The sequence below is a fragment of the Armatimonas rosea genome, assembly GCF_014202505.1.
GTDB classification, from domain to species: Bacteria; Armatimonadota; Armatimonadia; order Armatimonadales; family Armatimonadaceae; genus Armatimonas; species Armatimonas rosea.
Window position 1 is genome coordinate 1279398 of the sequence record NZ_JACHGW010000001.1, and the last position, 18139, is coordinate 1297536.

Consider the following 18139-nt stretch of genomic DNA (forward strand, 5'->3'; position numbering starts at 1 on the left):
CGCAGGTCGGGGTCCTTGATGGTGTAGATACTCTCCTCGATCTGCTGGCGCTCGCGCACGGAGAGCTCGATGGAGTCGATCGGCACCTCGGGCTCTAGCTTGGCGACCTCGGCGGTCTTGGTGATGCCGCGGCTCTGGAAGTGGATGTCGGTGATGACGGGCACGCGCGGGGTCCCGAGCTTGTTGTTGAGGCGCTTGAGGATATCGGCTTTATAGAACGTCAGCTCATTGGCCCACACCGATGATTTTGTCGAGACCCGCAGGACGCCGCCGCTCACGCCCAGCACCTCGGTTGCGGCCGCCACCTGCTCCCCGACCACCTCGGCCCAGACAATCGGGGCGGTGTGCTCCTTGAGCTTGCGCAGCATCTCCCGCCCTCCGAGGACACGCTCCATGTCGATCCCCAGCCGGTTCATCTTCCCGCCGCGCCGCACTAGCTCGCCGCCTCGTCCAGAAGAACCGTGAGTGTGCCGTCGGTGGGGGCCACCCCCAGCACGGGAAGTGTGCTCACGCTTCCCGAGTTTGCCTTCCACAGCGCCACTTTTGCTTTCTTATTTGCCCCGGTCACCAGAAAGAGCACGTTGCGGGCGGCATTGATCAGGGGAAAGGTAAACGTAATACGGTCCACGGGTGGCGGCAAGACCCCCGGTGTCGAGTGGGTGACCCAGCTTGTCGCCGAAAGCGCCGTTTTCCCGGGAAAGAGCGACGCCGTGTGGCCATCCTCGCCCATGCCCAAGAGTACCAGGTCGAAGCGCGGCTCGCTCCCTAGGGCTGCGAGGAGCTCTCGCTCGTACTGCGTGGCGCACTCGGCGGCATCGAGGCTGGTCTCGGCGGGAACGGGGTAGGTGGTCTTGGGGTTCAGCGGGAGCAGGCGCAGGGCGAGCCCGGCATTGCTAAAGCGGCTCGCGGGCGAGAGAAAGCGGTCGTCGGAGAAGAAGACAAGAATCTTGGTCCAGTCGAGCTCGCGGGTCGCTAGGATTTTATAGAGCCGCTCCGGGGTGGAGCCGCCCGCCAGCGCCACCACAAACCGCCCGCGCTCAGCGATTGCCGCCTCGGCGAGGGCGAGAAAGCGCGCCGCCGCATCACTCGCAACGGCATTAGGATCGGGGAGGGGGAGAAACGTGGGCTGCATGGCCCTATTGTATCGCTAACTGCTTCCGCAGGAGCTCCCCGAGGAGCACGAGCTTCCGCTGCTACAAGAGCTCGCGCTGGAGCAAGAGCTTGCCGTGGAGCAAGAACTGGCGCTGGCTCCAGTGTCGCTGCTGGTGCTACAGCTCGCCCCGGAGTCGTGGCTGTGGCCGCTATCGTGGGAGTGGGAGTGACTGTGACCATGGCTGTGTCCGTGGCTATGACCGTGACTGTGGGAGGTGCTCTGCTCACTCTCACCGCTCGTCGCTGGGAGGACGGTTGTGGTGCTGCTTACCCCGAAGAAGCCGCCGCAGGAGCTTGTGCTGGTCGCTGTCATTCCGTCTGTCGTGGTGCTGTTTGTCCCGCCTGGGTTGTTTTTTCTCCCCGGCTCGGGGCGCTGTGACCGGAAGGCCGCTGCGACCAGGGCGATTAAGACTCCCACAAAGACAATTCCAAAGAAGGCATCCCCGCCGCTGGCCCCGATCAGGGCCGCACCGCCCAGCCCCGTCGCCAGCCAGCCGAGGGCTCGCTTCTGCGTGGAACGGTTCTGTGTGGCCTGAGAGCGTGGGCTTGTCTGTCCCCAGACCTCTGTGGGAGGCTCGCTCCCAAAGACGTGCTGGTAGCTTGCCTGTGTCTGTGCAAACTGCCGGGCAAAGTGCGCGGTGTCGCCCGCTTTTCCCGTCCCTGGTTCATGGTGGAGCGGCTTACCCAGCACCTCCCCACAGAGTCCCTCCCAGTACGAGCGGGTGTAGAGCAAGTGCAGGTGCCAGGCCTCGTCGATCGCCTTCGACGGTGTCACGGGATGCCCCGCCACCTCGGTGAGATACAGAAACCGCCGGTACTCCCCGATCACTTGCTCGGTAAACAAAGCGCCCCACCCGTTTTCACGAGCGAGGCGCTTGCTAAATCCTTCGTCCAGTGGAAATCCCGCGAGCTTCTGCCAGAGCGGATCTTCTTGGTAGGGGGTGGTTGTCTTGTTGTTCATGTCCTTAGTAGTCTTCCTTTTCGCTTTTATTTTTCTCTTTCACCAGATCTGACCCGTCGCAAAAAAGAAGACTATTAAGGCTGTATTAAATATAAAACCCCCTGTCGCGGAGCGACTTTGTGGCAGAATGCCAGCAGCGAAGCGGTGCCCCCTCGTTCATGAGGGCCGGCCTATTTCCGGTCGCCGTACCATTTCTTGGTGAAGTTCTGGTAGTCGTCGCTGGCCTTGATCTTGCGCCACCAGGCCTCGTTGTCGACGTACCACTTCACGGTCTGCTCCAGCAGCACCTCAAAGTCGCGGCGGGGGGCAAAGCCAAGCGCCTCCATCTTCTCGGTGTTGAGGCTGTAGCGCCGGTCGTGGCCGGGGCGGTCGGTGACATAGCGGATGAGGGTCTCCGGCTTGCCCAGCGCGGCCAGGATTCCCTTGACCACGTCGATATTGTGCCGCTCGGAGCCGCCCCCGACATTGTAGATCTCGCCCGCCTTGCCCTGGTGCAGCGCGATATCCACCCCGATACAGTGGTCCAGCACCCACATCCAGTCGCGGACCTGCTTGCCATCGCCGTAGACCGGCAGCGGGATGTCCTGCATGGCATTGGTGATCATCAGGGGAATCAGCTTCTCGGGGTAGTGGTAGGGTCCGAAGGTGTTGGAGCCGCGGGTGACAATCGTATTGAGCCCAAAGGTCACGTTGTAGGCACGGACCAAAAGCTCACCCCCCGCCTTGGCCGCCGAGTAGGGTTGGTTGGGCTCCAGCGGGTCGCCCTCCTTGAACTCGCCATCGGTGCTGCCGTAGACCTCGTCGGTGGAGACCTGGTGGAAGCGGACATGCTGGTGCTTGCGCGCGGCCTCCAGCAATACTCCAACCCCGTTGAAGTTGGTCTTCTGCGCGGTCTCGGGGTCGAGGATCGCGCGGTCGTTGTGGCTCTCGGCGGCGAAGTTGATGATGCAGTCGACATTGCGTGCGAGGTTGTCCACCAGCGCGGCATCCTCGATCCGGCCCTGGAAGAACGCGAAGCGCGGGTTGTCCCAGAGGTCGTGGAAGTTGTCGGTGTTACCGGCATAGGTCAGGGCATCGAGCACCCAGACCGTGTAGTCCGGGTACTTGTTCAGGAAGTAGCGCACGAAGTTAGAGCCAATAAACCCGGCCCCACCGGTCACAAGGAAGCGTTTCATAGTTCAGAAGGATTATCGGCCCGATGGAGGGAAATTGCAAACCATGACACTGACGACAGACCAGATTCGCTTCTTTCACCTCAATGGATTTCTCTCTATCCCCACGCCCATCACCGACGAGACCGAGCTGGCGTGGATGCGCGAGGTCTACGACCGTATCTTTGCGCAGAAGGCGGGGCGGGAGTCGGGCGATCAGTTTGACCTGGGGGGCACCGATGAAGACGGCAAGACCGAGGCGCTGCCGCAGATCCTAAACCCCGCTAAGTACGCCCCGGAGCTCCGAGACGGCAAGTACCTGGGGGTCGCCACGGAGATCGTCCGCCAGCTCCTCGGCCCCGAGGTCTCGGTGGGAGTCGCCCACGCCATCTTCAAGCCCGCGGGCCACGGCGCCCCGACCCCGTGGCACCAGGACGAGGCCTACTGGGACCCGCAGTGGCAGTACAAGAATGTCTCGATCTGGATGCCGCTCCAAGAGGCGACTATCGAGAACGGCTGCCTCTGGTTCATGCCCGGGAGCCACGAGTGGGATGTCCAGCCGCACCAGCCGATCGGGGGCGATGTGCGCATCCACGGCCTGGAGATGCTGGACACCGCGTTCGCCAAAGACGCCATCGCGTGCCCCTTGCCCGCGGGTGGCATCACGATCCACCGCAACCGCACGGCGCACTATGCCGGAGCAAACACATCTGCGATTCCGCGCCGGGCGCTCATTCTGGGAGCCGGCCTGCCCAACAAACCCCGCCAGGGCGCAGCGCGTAGCTTTCCGTGGAATGAGATCAAAGAGACACCTCGTGAAGCTCGCGCGAAGGCAGCACGTGGGTAGAAGATGCCCGCCGGTTGTAGCGGCGGGACTAACGAGCGCTTCGCGCTACAAAGGCCGCTTCGGGCCATACCGAGTTACCTCGGAATTATGGGCGGCACGCCCTTTGTAGCCTAGGAACGAGGCTCTCCAGTCCCGCCCCTCCGACGGGCGGGACTAACGAGCCGTCACAAGCTCGCGCTGCTGCACCTCGGCCTCTTCGTCGGCGAGGCCCACTTCGAGCGCGTCCCAGGTGCGGCGGGCCTCCCACCAGCCGGTGGTACCGTAGCGGCTGTGGACAATGGCCCACTTGCCGCGCAGGAGCTTGCCGTCGTTGAGGAGCCGCCCTTCGTAGCGCACGGGGAGGAGGCCACGCCGTTTTTGGCGGTAGACCTTGGTGAAGATTACCTCGTCGCCGACCTGCCGTGCGTGGTGGAGCACCGCCTCGCCCAGCGGGCCGTCGTCGAGGATCGTGCCGTGGAACATGCCATCAGGGCCGACTGCGGAGAACGTGGCCTCGAAGCCGCAGGGCTCGGGGAAGCCGCTATCGAAGTGGTACTCGCCCAGCCAGCCTCCCGCGACCGTCGCCATCGTGGCCCTATGCCCCCACCAGCGCGACAAACTGGTCGATCTCGGCGCGGACCACGTCCAGCGACCCGCTCCAGAAGGCCTCGCTCTCGATATCCAGCCCGAAGCGCTGGGCGAGCTCGGTGGCATCGGCCATGCCGGTCTGGGAGAGGAGATCGTCGTAGGCGGACCGGAAGCGCTCGGGGGCTTGCTCGTACTGGGCGTAGAGGCCCAGCCCAAAGAGGAAGCCAAACATGTAGGGGAAGTTGTAGAACGCGGAGCCGTAGTAGTGGCCCTTCACCGCCCACATGTAGGGATGGAGCGCGTCGCTATCGAGGCCGTCGCCGTAGGTCTCGCGCTGTGCGGTGAGCATCAGCTCGCACAGCTCATCGGCGGAGAGATCGCGCTCCTTGCGCTTCTCGATCACGGCTTTTTCAAAGCGGAAGCGGCTGTCGATATCCACCACCACCTGGCAGGCGTTCTGGAGCGACGCCTCCAGGATCGCGAGGCGCTCCTCGGGGCCAGCGCTCTTGAGCGCGGCGTGCTTGACAATGGTCTCACAGAAGATACTGGCTGTCTCGGCGAGGGTCATGGGGGTGCCGGACTGGAGGATCGTGCGGTCCTTGAGGCAGAGGTTGTGGTAGGCATGGCCCAGCTCATGGGCGAGGGTGCTGACCCCATCGAAGCTGGGGCGGTAGTTTTGCAGGATGCGCGACTCGCCCGGCCCGACACTGGAGCAGAACGCGCCATCACGCTTGCCGGGGCGCGGCTCGGCATCGATCCAGTTCTCCGCGAAGGTCTTGCGGGCAAAGTCGCCCATCTTCTGGGAGTAGCTGTCAAAGTTCTCCCCGATAAAGACCTTGGCGGCCTCCCAGCTCCAGTCGCTCTCCGTGCCGCCCTCCACTTCCAGGGGAGCGAAGAGGTCCCACCAGGGAAGCGCCTCAGCACTGCTGACCTTTTTCGCCTTGGCCTTGAGGTAGCGGCGGAAGTCGGGGAAGGACTTCTCGGCGGCGGCGCGCATGGCATCGAGGGTGGCGCGGGTGATGGAGTTGTTGTTGCAGCAGAGCTCTAGGACATCGCTCCAGCCCCGGCGCTCGGCGAGCAGGCGGGTCTCGTGCTTGATGGAGTTCAGGGCAAAGGAGAGGGGCAGCGCCACGCCCTTCCAAGCTGCCAGCTCGGCATCGTAGGCCTGCTTGCGCACGGCGGCGCTCGGGTCGGTGGCGAGGGTGCGGATGACGCTCATCGGGGTGCTCTCGCCGTTGAACTCCAGGGTGAGCTGGCTGGTGATATCGTTGTGGAGCCGTGCCCACGCGCTACTACCCGAGAGCGAGAGGTTGGCGACCAGGTCCTCTTGTTCGAGCGGGAGCTGGTGCTCGGCGTAGATGCGCGCCTCCCGGACCCCGTAGGCGTGTGCCGCCGCGACCGCGGAGCGCGCGATCAGCGCCTCGCTATCGAGCGAGCCGATAAAGGCGGTGAAGCGGGTACTCAGGCTGGACAGCGGGACGAGCGCCCCGCGGAGCTCGCTGAGCTTGGCCTGCGCGGCGGCATCGCGGGAGTTGGTGGTCACGCGGAGCGCGACATAGGCACGTACCCGGCGCAGGTCGCTGTAGAGGGCGTTGAAGCCATGGGTTGCCGCCTCATAGGCCGCGATATCGTCGTCGGTGGGCGTGGCTTCTGTTCGTGCGGTGATATTTTTCTCGGTAAAGAGTGTCTCCAGCCCCTGAAGCTGCGTGAGGACATCCGCGAAGGCTGCAGTGAACTCCGGGGTATCGAGCTCGGTGAAGAGGGGGGTGAGGTCCCAGTGCGGGAGAGCGTTAGACGTTGACATGATGTCGGATTGTACCCCAGAAGACCGCCCCCCTAACCCCCGCGCGGCGGGGGCTAGGAGGCGGTCTTGAGGAAAAGCTCGAAGTAGCTGCGCTTCATCAGGACGTCGTCGTGGAGGAGATCGAGGGTGTGGATCAGCGTGGGGCGGCGCTGGCGGAGCGCCTTCTCGTCGAGGCCGGGCGCTTGTTCTAGGAGAGTCGCGACAGTCGCACCGTGTTTTTGCAGGAGGGTCTGGAGCTGGAAGTTCTCCGACGCTAAATGGGCAGTGAAGAGGCTGAGCAGGCGGTGGTTTCTCTGCGCACCCCACGCGGCAAAGACCTCCAGGCCACCGTAGGAGGCATCGAAGAGCAGGACATCCGAAATGTTTGGGGCGAGGCCGCCGTGCTCAAGAACCGCGCTGGTCACCTTGTAGCCGCCGCTGTGGGCACTGAGCGTCAGCTTCCCGATCCGCTCCGTGGGGATTTTTCCATCGGCCTTGAGAAACTGCGCGACCTCCCGGACCAGGCGCTCAAAGCCGCCCGCCTCTTCTAACTTCCCACAGCCCGAGTCGCTGGCGTCTTTGGGGCCTTGGGGGACGATCAAGATCGCATTGCGGCCACTGGCGGCGAGCTGTTTTCGGAGCGCGTGGTGCTCGATCACGTTGCTAACATGGTTTCCCCAGCCGTGAAAGTGGACAATAAAGTCCGTGCTCTGCGTAGGCGCAAAGCCCGCCGGAATCACCAGCCCGACCGTGCTATCGGCGTAGTGGGTCGCGGCATCGAAGAGCTTGCCCTGGTAGGTATGACCCTGGGCGCGGCTGGGGTGGGGGTAGGGCGCACCCGCAAACGGGCGGAGCAGGGTGAGCCCCTCGGGGGAGGTGAGCCAGGTCTGGTCGGACATGCGATGATTCTACAGCGCCTTGCCAAGTAAGACAGGGATGTCAAGTGTATAGAGATGGATCTCGTCGCCATTGTAGGCGGGGTTTCGTCGTCCCTTTGCGGGGAGCGAGCCTATCGTCGCAAGGAGAGGAAGGTGGGGATGGAAGACGAGGTTCGATGTCCAGCCGTAGGCGAAGGGCTCGTGAATCAAGGCAAGCTGCGCTCCTGTTTCCACATGCCAGAGTCGCACATCGGGATTGAGGGAGGCAAGGAGTTGCCCGTCTGGAGAGAAGGCAAGGCTGGTGAGGTAGGGGATTTGCAAGGGCTTGTAGTAGTGTTGCAGTCGCTGGAGGATCTCGCCCGTTGCGACATTCCAGAGGGTGATGACATTGGCACTGCCTCCTTTGCGAACGAAGCTACAGTCGCTTGTGCTGGCGAGGGTGGTGCCGTCGGGGGAGAAGGCGAGGCAGTAGTAAGGACCGTTCGTCTCCTCGTTGAGTGTCTGAATCCCCTGTCCTGTCTTTGCGTCCCAGAGACGAATGGTTTTATCCTCGCTACCGCTTGCGAGGCACTGGCCATCGGGCGAGAAGAGTACGGTGTGGACCGCCTCGGTGTGTCCTGTCAGTCGCTGTTGTGGCTCGCCCGTTTCTGCATCCCAGAGACGGATGGTCTGGTCTTTACTGGCGCTGGCAAGGGTCTTCCCATCAGGCGAGAAGGCTGCCTGATAGACATCGTCGGTGTGGGCCTCCAGGGTCTGGCGGTGCTCTCCTCTGCGGGCATCCCAGAGCTGTACCGTGTTGTCGTAGCTGGTGCTGACGAGGGTCTGGCCATCGGGAGAGTAGGCGACAGAGAGGACGCTCGCGGTATGCCCTGTGAGAACTTGGCGGAGCTCTCCGGTCTTCGTGTCCCAGAGCCGGATTTTACTGTCCGCGCTGGCACTGGCAAGGGTGTCTCCCTCGGGCGCGAAGGCGATACGAAGAACGGTGCTGGCGGAGTCTTGCAGGCAGTGGAGGAGCCGGACGCCCTCGGGTAGCTCTTCGACGAGAAGCTCTCGGGGGCTGAAGGGCTCACGGGGTTTGCCGCAGCTTGTGCAAGCAGTGGCGCGCGGTACATAGGGAGTGTGGCACGCAAGACAGTGGGTGCGGGTGAATCGGGACATGGTTGATGGCGCTAGAGTACCCTGTTTTAGGAGGCCAGCCAGTCGAGGGCAAGAGTGGCTGCATGTTCCAGGGAGTGAGGGGCTACTGGCGGATCGTGGAACTGCGCGGCGAGCTGGGCCTGGAGGTCGGCAAGCGCCTTGGTGTGCGGCGTGACACGGGACTGACGTCGTGGAGCGAAGGCGACGGTGGCAGCAAGGAGGATACCGGCGGGACGCTGCGGGCCGAGTAAAAGAGCGGCGAGCTCCAAGCCATGGGCGATCCCGACCCGGTCTCTCACTTCCAGAGCGGCGTGCAGGTACTCGGATAGGTGTACGGCGGCAAGCTCCTGCTTTCCCTCACGCCGATCAAGGTCAAAAAGAGGGATCAAGAACTCATTGGCGAACAGAGGGTATTCGTTGACGAGAGACTCTAGCCGCTCACGGACGCCTGAATAGTGCCCCTGCTCCATCCAGACGAGCAGGCGTTGTAGAATGAGGCGTCGGTCGGTGCGAATCCGCTCTGCCTGATCGATCCAGTCGAGTGCTTCCTCCAGAGCGCCACTCTGTCGTGCGACCGTGGCGAGGTTTGTCAGGGTTGCAGCCTCCCACGATGTGTCCTCGGCCTGGCGGAAGCAGCGGAGGGCCTCGTGGGCAGCCTGCCGTGCGCCCGAGAGCTCGCCCAGAGAGAGCTGCACGGCGATCTTGAGGTAGTGGCCGCGGCCCTCCCAGCCGATATCCCCGAGCTCTTGGTCCAGCGCGATCGAGCGGTCGAGCTGCTCCAGGGCCTCGTCCTCCCGCCCGATCCGGTAGGCCATGTCCCCAAGGCGGCGGGTGAGGGTGGAGTAGAGCTGGGTCTTTGTGGTGGGAGCGAGGGCGAGGAGCGACTTGAGCTGGGAGTAGCCCTCAGCGTAGTAGCTCTTGTCGTACCAAAACCAGTAGAGGTGCCGCGCCAGGAGCATTCCCTTCTCCAGGTTGCCGTCCGGGCTCCGGGACCAGTCGAGGGCACGGCGGAGGTTCTCCTGCTCGCGCTCGACCCGCTCCTGGTCCTCCTGCGCCTCGCTCTCTTCTAGGACGGCAGCGACGGAGCGGTAGTACTCTAGCTGGTGCTCCTGGATCGTGCGGCGCTCCGGGCAGCGCTCTAGCGCCTCGTGGGCGTACTCAAGGATCGTCTCCAGCATCCGGTAGCGTGTCTCGGTAGGGCCGTGCTCGACCACAACCAGGGACTTATCGACAAGCGAGTACAGCAGCTCCTCCAGCTCGGGGAGCTCCACCACGGCCTCGGCGGCGGCGAGTGTCCAGCCCCCGGAGAAGACTGCGAGCCGCCGGAAGAGCACCTGCTCGGGTTCCGAGAGGAGGCTGTAGGACCAGTCGATCAGGGCGCGGAGGGTCTGGTGCCGGGAGAGGGCCGCCTTACTGCCCGTGGTGAGGAGCTGGAAACGATCTGCCAGCCGGGCCTCCACCTCTTGGACGGAGAGAGAGCGCACCCGGGCCGCCGCCATCTCAATGGCCAAAGGGAGCCCGTCGAGCTGGCGGCAGATCTGGGCCACGGACTCGGCGTTGCGGGTGGTGAGGGTGAAGCGCGGCGATACCTGGAGGGCACGCTCCACAAAGAGCTGGACCGCGCTGTACTCCAGGAGCACCTGGGGGTTTTTCTCACGGGCCGCGGGAGGCAAGAGAGGCGGGAGCTGGAGGGGCAGGACGGGATAGACCTGCTCTCCGGTGATTCCTAAGGGCTCCCGGCTCGTGGTGAGCAGGACCACCTGAGGACAGCGGGTGAGCAAGAGCGCGGCAAGGCGACGGCACGCGGCGATCAGGTGCTCGCAGTTATCGAGGACGAGCAGGGTGTTCGTGGTCAGCAGTGCTTGTACCAGGGTGTCGTCGAGGCTGAGGCCTGCCTCGGCCTTGAGCCCTAGCGTGCTGAGGACAAGCTGGGGGACGAGCTCGGGCTCGGTGAGGGGCGCAAGATCGATAAACCAGACACCCCCCGTAAACGCGGCGACATGCTGCTGCCCGACCGCGATCGAAAGGCGCGTCTTGCCAATCCCCCCAGGCCCCACGAGGGTCACGAGCCGGTTGCGCTTCAAGGCCACTCCCAGCTCCTGGAGTGCTTCCTCACGGTCGAGCAGGGCGGTCAGGGGGATCGGTAGGTAGCCGGGCGTGGCTTTGGGGGTAGGCGCGACGAGAGGCGGAGGGGCAGGGGGGCTCTTTTGCAGGGCATGGTAGAGCTGGACGGTCTCGGGCGCGGGCTCGACATTGAGCTCGTCTCTCAGCTTGCGGCGTAGCTCCTGGTAGACCTGCTGGAGCGCGGCGCGGTCGCCTGCCTGGGCGAGGGTCTCTAGCAGGGCGCGGTGGGCGCTCTCTCGGTAGGGATCTGCCTGGAGAAGCCGCCGGAGCCAGCCCACGGCAGCGCTGTGGGCCTGCACGGCGCGTGCCTGCTGGGCCAGGGTCTCTAGTAGCTGCAGATAGATCTGGGAGAGAGCTTCGCGCTCCCCGGAGGCCCACTCGTCTGGGCACTCGGGCAAGAGCGGCCCTTCGTAGAGCGCGACAGCACTCTCGTGGGCTCCCGGCTGCGTGGCCTGCACCCGAAACGCCTCGGTATCGACCCAGGTCTCCGCCACTGTCAGTAGCAGAGAGTGGGGCGTGGGAGAGACAAGGCAGCGACTGGCACTCCCCAGTGCCTTACGGAGCTCCACAAGGAGCTGGCGCAGGTTAAAGAGAGCCTTCTCGGAGACGCTCTCCGGCCAGAGGGTCTCGGCCAGCCAGGTGCGCTCGGTCTCTTTTCCTCGGCGTAGCGCCAGGAGGGCCAGTAGCCAGCGCGCCTTGCGTGAGGAAACTATCACGGGCCTTCCCTCGACGGTCAGGGCAAAGCGCCCCAGAAGCCAGAGACACAGGAGCGCAGGGGGAGAAGAGCTTGGGTGGGACATCTAGCAGAGGCTTATTTCCCGCCGAGGGGGTGAGATTCCTCGTTTTTCTATACGCTTGTCTATACGCCCCCTCGCTATGATGCCGCTAAAGAACCCCCGTGGTTTCGACGAAAGGAACCTACCCACCATGAAAAACACTCCCGTCTGGCGCATTGTGAGCTACTTCGCGACCATTGCACTCTGCTTTGGGCTCGCGACAGGAATCGCAGGAATCCCTGTCGCGTTCTACCTCAAGGATGTCTTAAAGCTCTCTCCTCAGGAGATGTCACGCTACGGGGCACTGCTCTCGATCCCGAGCTATGTCGGGTTTCTCCTGGGGTACCTCCGGGACCAGTGGAAGCCGCTGGGAAAGCACTGGGGAGACCGGGGCTACTTTGCGGTCGCTCCGCCCGTCACAGCGGCATGCTATCTGTTTCTCGCCTCGGGTGAGCTGAGCTACAACCGCCTGGTGACCACCCTCCTGATCTGCGGCGTCTCCAACGGGCTGACCGGAGTGGCCTTGGGCGGGTTTATGGCGGCCACCGCGCGCCAGCACGCCATGACCGGGCGGCTGACCTCCGCCTTTATGTTTATCAACATGGTCCCCGGGATTATCGCATCCCTGGCAGGTGGCTGGCTGACAACCCACGTGCGCCCTCAGCATGTTTTTTTCTGTAGCGCCTTCTTTTCCCTGGTCTTAGTGGGGCTCGCCTTCTGGAAGCCGGTTTTTGTGGCCCCGCTGGAGGAGCTTGAGCCTGCCGCAGAGTACGAGGCCGCGCTGGAGACACTCCCGGGCTTGAAGGATCAGTTTAAGTCGGTTGCCTTCTGGTGTGCCTTTATCCTGGTGATCTTGTGGAACTTCTGCCCGGGCTGGGGGACACCGGTGTTCTTTCAGCTCACGAACAAGGTGAAGCTCACGCAGCAGGAGTTTGGGAACTACAGTGCGATCGTGCCGGGCTTTATCATGCTGGGGACAATCCTCTACAGCGCTCTGTGCCGCTGGATGTCGCTCTCGCGGCTCCTCTGGATAGGGACAATTCTGGGGATCGCGACCAATGGGCTGTTTCTGCTGATCCATAGCCCCCTACAGGCCTACTTAGTGGCGGCTCTGCTGGGGTTCTTACTGGGGATGGCCAACTCCGCCTTCATGGACCTGGCGATGCGGACCTACCTCAAGGGGCGTGAGGGGATCGCCGGGGCGCTGGTGGGAACCGGGGGGAGCATTGCGGGGGTGACCAGCGATCTGTTTGGAGCCTGGCTCTACGAAAAGGGTGGCTTTGGGCTAGCACTGGGGATCTCGACCGTCTTTACCGCGCTGATCCTGGTGGTGCTCCCGTTCATCCCGCACCACATTCGCCAGCCGAAAGAGGGCGAACAGGGAACCTTGAGCCTGCCTGCAACCGCGGTCGCTCCTGCCACTTGACAAAGACTCGGGTTGGTGCTAATCTATTAGCAGTATGCTAAAGGATTAGCACCAACTCATGCACTTTACCGAGAAACTTAGCCGCCGCGAGCGGCAGATCCTAGAGGCGCTCTACCGACGAGGGGGGGCGTCGGTGGGCGATGTCCTCGCCGAGCTCCCCGATCCGCCCAGCTACTCCGCGGTTCGGGCGTTCTTGCGCATCCTGGAGGAGAAGGGCCACGTGACCCACACCCAGGACGGTGCCAAGTACATCTACCACCCCGTCAATGCCCGCCCCCCCGTGGCCCGTGAGGCGCTCACCAAGCTCATGGAGACCTTCTTCGGAGGCCGCCCCGAGCAGGTGGTCGTCGCGCTCCTCACCGACGAGGAGCGCAAGCTCACCGACGACGAGCTGGAGCGGCTCTCCGTGCTGATTGCGGAGGCTCGCCAGAAAGGAACCTAATGCGATGGCGCTCTTTTTTGTGGAACTGCTCGTTCGTGGCACCCTGCTGTGCCTCTTGGTCGCCCTAACACTGTTGCTCCTGCGCCGCGCCGCCGCGACCTACCGGCACCTGCTCTGCACGCTGGCGCTCTGTGGCCTACTCACGCTACCGCTGGTTCAGGAGCTATTGCCCCCCTTGCCCCTTTTGAAGGCAGATAAGCCTGTTGTGCTTGATCCCGGCCCCTTAGTTCCCCAGCGCTTTGAACCCATCCCCCAGCCCCTTCCCTCAGCACCCAGAGGGTACCCGGGAAGGGGAGAAGACCCACCCGGACCCTCCCTGCGGCAGGGAGGGTGGCTCGGAGCGAAGAATGAGCAGAGAGCCGGGTGGGTTCAGCCGGGTGGGTTCGGGGCATATGGGTTCTGGTGGGTTCTGGCTTGCTGGGCACTGGGAGCGGCTCTCCTGCTCGTGCGCCTTGCCGTGGCGCTGGTTCGTCTGCGCCAGCTGGAAAAGCGTAGCCAGCGCACAAGCCTTTTGGAGACTGAGATTCTGGTGAGCGAGCACATCACCACGCCGCTGACCTGGGGCGTTCGTTGCCCAGTGATCTTGCTTCCTGCCGCGCTACTTACCGGCGATCCCGCTGTCGCCGAGAGTGCCCTGCGCCACGAGAAAGCCCATATCGCCCGCCGCGACTGGCTCTGGCACTTGCTCGCGGAGGTCGTCTGTGCCCTCTGCTGGTTCCAGCCCGGCGCATGGTGGCTCCGCCGTCGGCTGCGCGCCGAGAGCGAGCGTGCCTGTGATGACCGGGTGCTTCTCTCGGGAGTCTCCGGCCCGGACTACGCGGCGCACCTGCTGGAGATTCTGAAAGTGGGGCGGGCAAGCTCACTCGCGCTGGGAATGGCGGCGGCGGGCAGTATGGAGGCGCGTGTGAAGCATATTCTCGATCCGAAAAAGCCGCGCCACTCACAGCGGCTGCGCCTGGCGCTCACGGCAGCACTCGGGCTGGCTCTTCTTCCGCTCGCGTCGCTCAAAGTCGCGGCCAAGCCCGGCGAGCGCCCTGTCAGTCGTCTACAAGAGGCGGTTGAGCTGCTCGCCCCCAAGCTGACTTTCCTAACCCCAAGTGCGTTGCTGGCACAGGCAAAAGCGACGTTGAGTGCGCCCAAACCCTTCGCGAAGCCGGAGGGTGGTGAGCCTAAGCGAGCCGGGAGGTTAATGATGCCACAGCCCCTTGCTCCTATACCTGCTCCTGCGACACCGGAGCCTCCCCGGCTTGCCCTTGAAAAAGTCGTCTGGAACGAGGCGGTGGATGGCTTGCAGGCGGGCTTTCTTCTCACTTCCAGCTCCCGCGTCCCGCTGGGCTCCAAGCTCACCTACCAGACCCTAGTGCGCAACACGTCCAACAAGCCCCTCGCATTTCTGACGCGCCTGCTCCAGTACGACGGCTACGAAGTGCCCACTGTTGACGGCAAGCCGACCAAAGGCGCGAAGCGCGGCTACCCGCTCGATCCGCTCTACTCCGTCACGCTGGCCCCCGGCGAGTCGGTGATTGTCCCAGCACAAAATGGCCGAGAGAGCCTGGAACTCTACGTGGGCGAGGGCGGCAGTAGCGACAGCCCGAGTATCGCCGCGTTCACGCCGGGGCACCTGAAGATTGTCCAGCCCGTCACGATCTACCGCACACCCGACAAGCTCTCCCTCGCCGACATGATGGGAATCTACACGCTCTCCAAGGTCTCCCCCGACGGCAGAGTGCGCACCGAGCCTGCAAATCGGGCAACAGGTCTGGGGGGCGATACGGGACGAATCGAGGGTGGGCAGACACTGGAAGCCTACAGCTACCTCGAAATTGGCACGCTCAATGCGGCGGCGGAGCGCAACGCCAGCACGGCGGTCTGGGGCAAGATAGACAAGGGGCTCCAGTGCGGTATCCGTTTGGTCAATCCAACCCGTGCTCTCAAAACTGGCGAGACACTGCAGGCTGAGTTTCTCTGGCGCAACACCACGAGCACCCCGATTACCACCCCGCTTCCACGTGCATCCGATCTCTATCCCATTCTCAGCGACACTACTGGGCATGGGCTCCCGATCGACTTTGGTGCACGTCTGATGCTCTACTCCCCAGCCGTGAGCCTGGGAGCGCGTGAGATACGCTCCCTGGGAGTGGTCGCGCTGACGCTGGTTCCCAAGGGGACACCCCCACCGACGAGCAACCTGGCACCAGGGCACATCACGCTGGCACCTGGCACCTACAAGCTCAGTGGCTTCGGGGGTGTCAGTGCGCCCGGCGGGCCAAACCCTCAGAGCGGCGAGGCTACCTTCACTGTGGTCGGTGATATACCGCCCGCCGTTTTCAGCGATGGTATTGCTTGGGGAGAGACGCTCGAAGGGTTTCAGCTAGGGCTCCGTGATGAGGGGATGCCGCAGTGCTCACTCTGGGTGCGAAATGTCTCTTCAAAAAACCTTGAGTACCCACACCCCTCTTGGAATGTTTCGACCCAGCGCTCCCTAGTGATCCTGATAGGGAGACGTGACGAGCTCACCTACCCCCAACGCTCTTCCTCATTCCCCTTTTCCCGGCAGACACTAGCACCTGGGCAAAAGCGACAACTGATGACCTATACCATTCAGATCAGGGAAGGGCAGATTCGTGATCTCCTTCACCTTGGAACCGCTCCCTTGCCAAGCTTGTTCGCTCAGTTTCGCTTTCAGTGCGGAGCCCATAAGCAGGCTACAGGAAGCCTACCGGTAATTCCCCAGGAAGACGAGCCGATTACTTGGGGGAGAGTGGAGCAGGGCCTGCAACTGGGGCTTCGTCTGCCCAAGGGCGTGACGACATTTGCAAAGCTTAGCCAAGTGCACTTTGAAGTATTTCTTCGTAATCGCTCCGATAAGTCTCTTACGGCAAGCTGGGTTGCTCCATCGCGCTTTGAGCTCTATGGCCCCGATATCTTCACCACGGAGGGTGAGCCGATTCCCTATATCCACACCGTCGCAGGGCCGTATATCCAGCAGGCAAAGCGACTGGCGGTTGGGGAGAGCATCGTGCTGGGGACGATTGCAATCCCGGAGCAGGCTCAAGAGCGGTGGGACTCCCTGCCGCAGGGGCCGTATCTGGCGAGTGGCTCACCGCCGCCGAGCCCCTACGAAGCACGCTTTTCACTGGGGGTCACGGTTGCAGGGAAAAGTGAGCAGACTCTCACCGCTCGCCTGCCGTTTACCGTGTCGCGCCCACGCTGAGAAAGCGCTGGTACACTAGGCCCGTGATTACCTTTGACTACCACAGCCACAACGACCGCTGTGGCCACGCGGTCGGGAAGCTGGAGGACTATGTCCAGCAGGCCGTGGCGCTGGGGCTGACCCACTTTGGCATGTCCGACCACGGTCCCGCCTACTGGCTGGAGGGCGACCATGCCCAGCCGACAATCCAGATGGCGGTCTCGGAGCTGCCGAGCTATGTTGCGGAGGCAGTGGCACTCAAAGAGCGCTACGCCGACCAGCTCGCGCTCGCCGTGGGGATCGAGGCGGACTTTATCGAGGGGCAGGAAGAGGCGCTCGCGGGCTGGCTAGCGGCGCACCCCTTTGACTATGTCTTAGGAAGCGTGCACTACTGCCTGGGCAAGAGTGTCTTCGACCGGCGGCGCTGGCGTGAGCAAGACCCGGAGGCGGTCTTCCGGGACTACTACCGCCAGGTGGTTCTCGCAGCACGCTCCGGGCTCTTTGATATTCTCTCGCACCTGAGTGTCATCGACACCTACGCCCCTAAGATCCCCGAGCGCCTCGCCGACGAGCTCTACCCCCCTGTGGCGGCGGCGATTGCGGAGTCGGGCTGCATTGTCGAGCTCAACACATCGTGCTACCGCAAACAACCGTCCTGGGACGCGCCGTACCCGAACCCAAAGCTCCTCACCGAGCTGATCGCCCACGGTGTCCCCCTCACCTTTGGCTCGGACTGCCACGCGCCACAGGAGATTCATTTTGCGCGTGAAAGGGTGGAGGAGCTCCTTGCAACGTTTGAAATTTCTCCGAAAGCGCAACCAAATCGGGTAAAACGTGGTCAGATCATGACGTTTTGTGTTCCCCCGCGTCGCGGGGGCTAGGGGGCAAGCTGTTTTGGAGAATCTGACGAATTTTAGCTGGGTGACAAGTCCGGGGGCCTGGATAGGGCTACTGACACTGATCGCACTGGAGATCGTGTTGGGGATCGACAACATTGTCTTTATCTCCATCCTCTCTGGGAAGCTTCCCCCTGAGCAGCAAGCACAGGGCCGCAAGACCGGCATGACCCTCGCGGTGATTCCTCGAATTGTTCTACTGCTCTTCATCCCACTGGTGCTGAGCATGAAGGCGGCGCTCTTCCACCTCCCCTTCAAGGACCCCCATACTGGTGCGCCGGGGATCGGAATCTCGCTGCAGGACCTGGTGCTGATTATCGGCGGGATCTTCCTCTTGGGGAAAGCGGCCCACGAGCTCCACAGTAAGCTGGAGGGCGACGATCATATCGAGGAGAACCCGGAGGAGCGCAAGAGTGGCAGTGGCAAGTTCGCTGCCGTGATGGTGCAGATCATGCTCCTCAACATTGTCTTCTCCCTCGACTCGATTGTCACCGCCATTGGCATGATCCCCCCCAGCCAGGTGACCGTGATGATCCTGGCGGTGCTGGTCTCCACAGGGATCATGGCCCTGACAGTCAACCCCGTGAGCCGCTTTGTCGAGAAGCACCCCGGTGTCAAGATCCTGGCGCTCTCGTTTCTCTTGCTGATCGGCTTTAACCTCGTGATTGAGGGCTTTCACTTCGAGATTCCTCAAGGGTATGTCTATTTCTCGATGGGTTTCTCGGTCTTTGTCCAGGTGCTCAATATCCGGGCGAACTCGGATAAGAAGAATAAGGCTGTTGAGCTTATCGAACCCAAGCTATAAT

Annotated in this window: 14 protein-coding genes and 1 pseudogene; 6 read left to right on the forward strand and 9 right to left on the reverse strand. The window is 63.1% G+C overall.

Annotated features, from left to right (window positions below):
- Positions 1 to 173: 173 nt before the first annotated feature.
- The 4 genes and pseudogenes from HNQ39_RS29820 to rfbB form a co-directional block, all read right to left on the reverse strand.
- Positions 174 to 416 (reverse strand): annotated as a pseudogene (locus HNQ39_RS29820) (DciA family protein); the annotation flags it as partial.
- Positions 417 to 433: 17 nt separating this feature from the next.
- Entirely contained in the window at positions 434 to 1132 is a 699-nt protein-coding gene (gene pgl, locus HNQ39_RS05940) for a 6-phosphogluconolactonase (RefSeq protein ID WP_184193023.1), read from the reverse strand.
- 15 nt (positions 1133 to 1147) lie between these two features.
- Positions 1148 to 2113: a glycine-rich domain-containing protein gene (locus HNQ39_RS05945; RefSeq protein WP_184193024.1), complete on the reverse strand. Its 966-nt coding sequence runs from the start codon at positions 2111 to 2113 to the stop codon at positions 1148 to 1150.
- A 170-nt stretch (positions 2114 to 2283) separates the two neighbouring features.
- On the reverse strand, positions 2284 to 3288 hold the full coding sequence (gene rfbB, locus HNQ39_RS05950) for a dTDP-glucose 4,6-dehydratase (RefSeq protein WP_184193025.1): 1005 nt from the start codon (positions 3286 to 3288) through the stop codon (positions 2284 to 2286).
- 43 nt (positions 3289 to 3331) lie between these two features.
- Between rfbB and HNQ39_RS05955 the strand changes: the two genes are divergently transcribed.
- Positions 3332 to 4111: a phytanoyl-CoA dioxygenase family protein gene (locus HNQ39_RS05955; protein ID WP_184193026.1), complete on the forward strand. Its 780-nt coding sequence runs from the start codon at positions 3332 to 3334 to the stop codon at positions 4109 to 4111.
- Positions 4112 to 4264: 153 nt separating this feature from the next.
- Here HNQ39_RS05955 and HNQ39_RS05960 read toward each other — a convergent pair whose 3' ends face one another.
- The 5 genes from HNQ39_RS05960 to HNQ39_RS05980 are packed head-to-tail and all read right to left on the reverse strand — an operon-like array spanning position 4265 to position 11400.
- Positions 4265 to 4678, reverse strand: a complete 414-nt coding sequence (locus tag HNQ39_RS05960) for a hypothetical protein (protein WP_184193027.1) — start codon at positions 4676 to 4678, stop codon at positions 4265 to 4267.
- Positions 4679 to 4685: 7 nt separating this feature from the next.
- Complete coding sequence (locus tag HNQ39_RS05965) at positions 4686 to 6482, reverse strand: M3 family oligoendopeptidase (protein ID WP_184193028.1); 1797 nt, start codon at positions 6480 to 6482, stop codon at positions 4686 to 4688.
- Positions 6483 to 6535: 53 nt separating this feature from the next.
- Entirely contained in the window at positions 6536 to 7360 is an 825-nt protein-coding gene (locus tag HNQ39_RS05970) for a hypothetical protein (protein WP_184193029.1), read from the reverse strand.
- A 9-nt stretch (positions 7361 to 7369) separates the two neighbouring features.
- On the reverse strand, positions 7370 to 8497 hold the full coding sequence (locus HNQ39_RS05975) for a WD40 repeat domain-containing protein (protein WP_184193030.1): 1128 nt from the start codon (positions 8495 to 8497) through the stop codon (positions 7370 to 7372).
- Between the two features lie 26 nt (positions 8498 to 8523).
- Positions 8524 to 11400, reverse strand: a complete 2877-nt coding sequence (locus HNQ39_RS05980; protein ID WP_184193031.1) for an ATP-binding protein — start codon at positions 11398 to 11400, stop codon at positions 8524 to 8526.
- A 127-nt stretch (positions 11401 to 11527) separates the two neighbouring features.
- Between HNQ39_RS05980 and HNQ39_RS05985 the strand changes: the two genes are divergently transcribed.
- Genes HNQ39_RS05985 through HNQ39_RS06005 form a run of 5 tightly spaced genes read left to right on the forward strand, consistent with a single transcriptional unit; the run spans position 11528 to position 18138 of the window.
- Positions 11528 to 12802, forward strand: a complete 1275-nt coding sequence (locus HNQ39_RS05985) for an MFS transporter (RefSeq protein ID WP_184193032.1) — start codon at positions 11528 to 11530, stop codon at positions 12800 to 12802.
- 58 nt (positions 12803 to 12860) lie between these two features.
- Positions 12861 to 13244, forward strand: coding sequence for a BlaI/MecI/CopY family transcriptional regulator (locus HNQ39_RS05990; RefSeq protein ID WP_184193033.1), 384 nt, complete (start codon positions 12861 to 12863; stop codon positions 13242 to 13244).
- A gap of 4 nt (positions 13245 to 13248) precedes the next feature.
- A complete protein-coding gene (locus HNQ39_RS05995) occupies positions 13249 to 16458 on the forward strand; it encodes a M56 family metallopeptidase (protein ID WP_184193034.1) in 3210 nt (1069 codons plus the stop codon).
- 23 nt (positions 16459 to 16481) lie between these two features.
- A complete protein-coding gene (locus HNQ39_RS06000; RefSeq protein WP_184193035.1) occupies positions 16482 to 17318 on the forward strand; it encodes a histidinol-phosphatase HisJ family protein in 837 nt (278 codons plus the stop codon).
- Positions 17319 to 17331: 13 nt separating this feature from the next.
- A complete protein-coding gene (locus HNQ39_RS06005; RefSeq protein ID WP_221289826.1) occupies positions 17332 to 18138 on the forward strand; it encodes a TerC family protein in 807 nt (268 codons plus the stop codon).
- Position 18139: the final 1 nt, after the last annotated feature.

What these genes read in the sequence shown, in the direction of transcription:
- HNQ39_RS05995 (WP_184193034.1), top strand. Translation starts at nt 13,249, where the DNA reads ATGGCGCTCTTTTTTGTGGAACTGCTCGTTCGTGGCACCCTGCTGTGC.
- HNQ39_RS05965 (WP_184193028.1), bottom strand. Translation starts at nt 6,482, where the DNA reads ATGTCAACGTCTAACGCTCTCCCGCACTGGGACCTCACCCCCCTCTTC.
- HNQ39_RS05960 (WP_184193027.1), bottom strand. Translation starts at nt 4,678, where the DNA reads ATGGCGACGGTCGCGGGAGGCTGGCTGGGCGAGTACCACTTCGATAGC.
- HNQ39_RS05945 (WP_184193024.1), bottom strand. Translation starts at nt 2,113, where the DNA reads ATGAACAACAAGACAACCACCCCCTACCAAGAAGATCCGCTCTGGCAG.
- pgl (WP_184193023.1), bottom strand. Translation starts at nt 1,132, where the DNA reads ATGCAGCCCACGTTTCTCCCCCTCCCCGATCCTAATGCCGTTGCGAGT.
- HNQ39_RS05990 (WP_184193033.1), top strand. Translation starts at nt 12,861, where the DNA reads ATGCACTTTACCGAGAAACTTAGCCGCCGCGAGCGGCAGATCCTAGAG.
- HNQ39_RS05980 (WP_184193031.1), bottom strand. Translation starts at nt 11,400, where the DNA reads ATGTCCCACCCAAGCTCTTCTCCCCCTGCGCTCCTGTGTCTCTGGCTT.
- HNQ39_RS05970 (WP_184193029.1), bottom strand. Translation starts at nt 7,360, where the DNA reads ATGTCCGACCAGACCTGGCTCACCTCCCCCGAGGGGCTCACCCTGCTC.
- rfbB (WP_184193025.1), bottom strand. Translation starts at nt 3,288, where the DNA reads ATGAAACGCTTCCTTGTGACCGGTGGGGCCGGGTTTATTGGCTCTAAC.
- HNQ39_RS05955 (WP_184193026.1), top strand. Translation starts at nt 3,332, where the DNA reads ATGACACTGACGACAGACCAGATTCGCTTCTTTCACCTCAATGGATTT.
- HNQ39_RS05985 (WP_184193032.1), top strand. Translation starts at nt 11,528, where the DNA reads ATGAAAAACACTCCCGTCTGGCGCATTGTGAGCTACTTCGCGACCATT.
- HNQ39_RS05975 (WP_184193030.1), bottom strand. Translation starts at nt 8,497, where the DNA reads ATGTCCCGATTCACCCGCACCCACTGTCTTGCGTGCCACACTCCCTAT.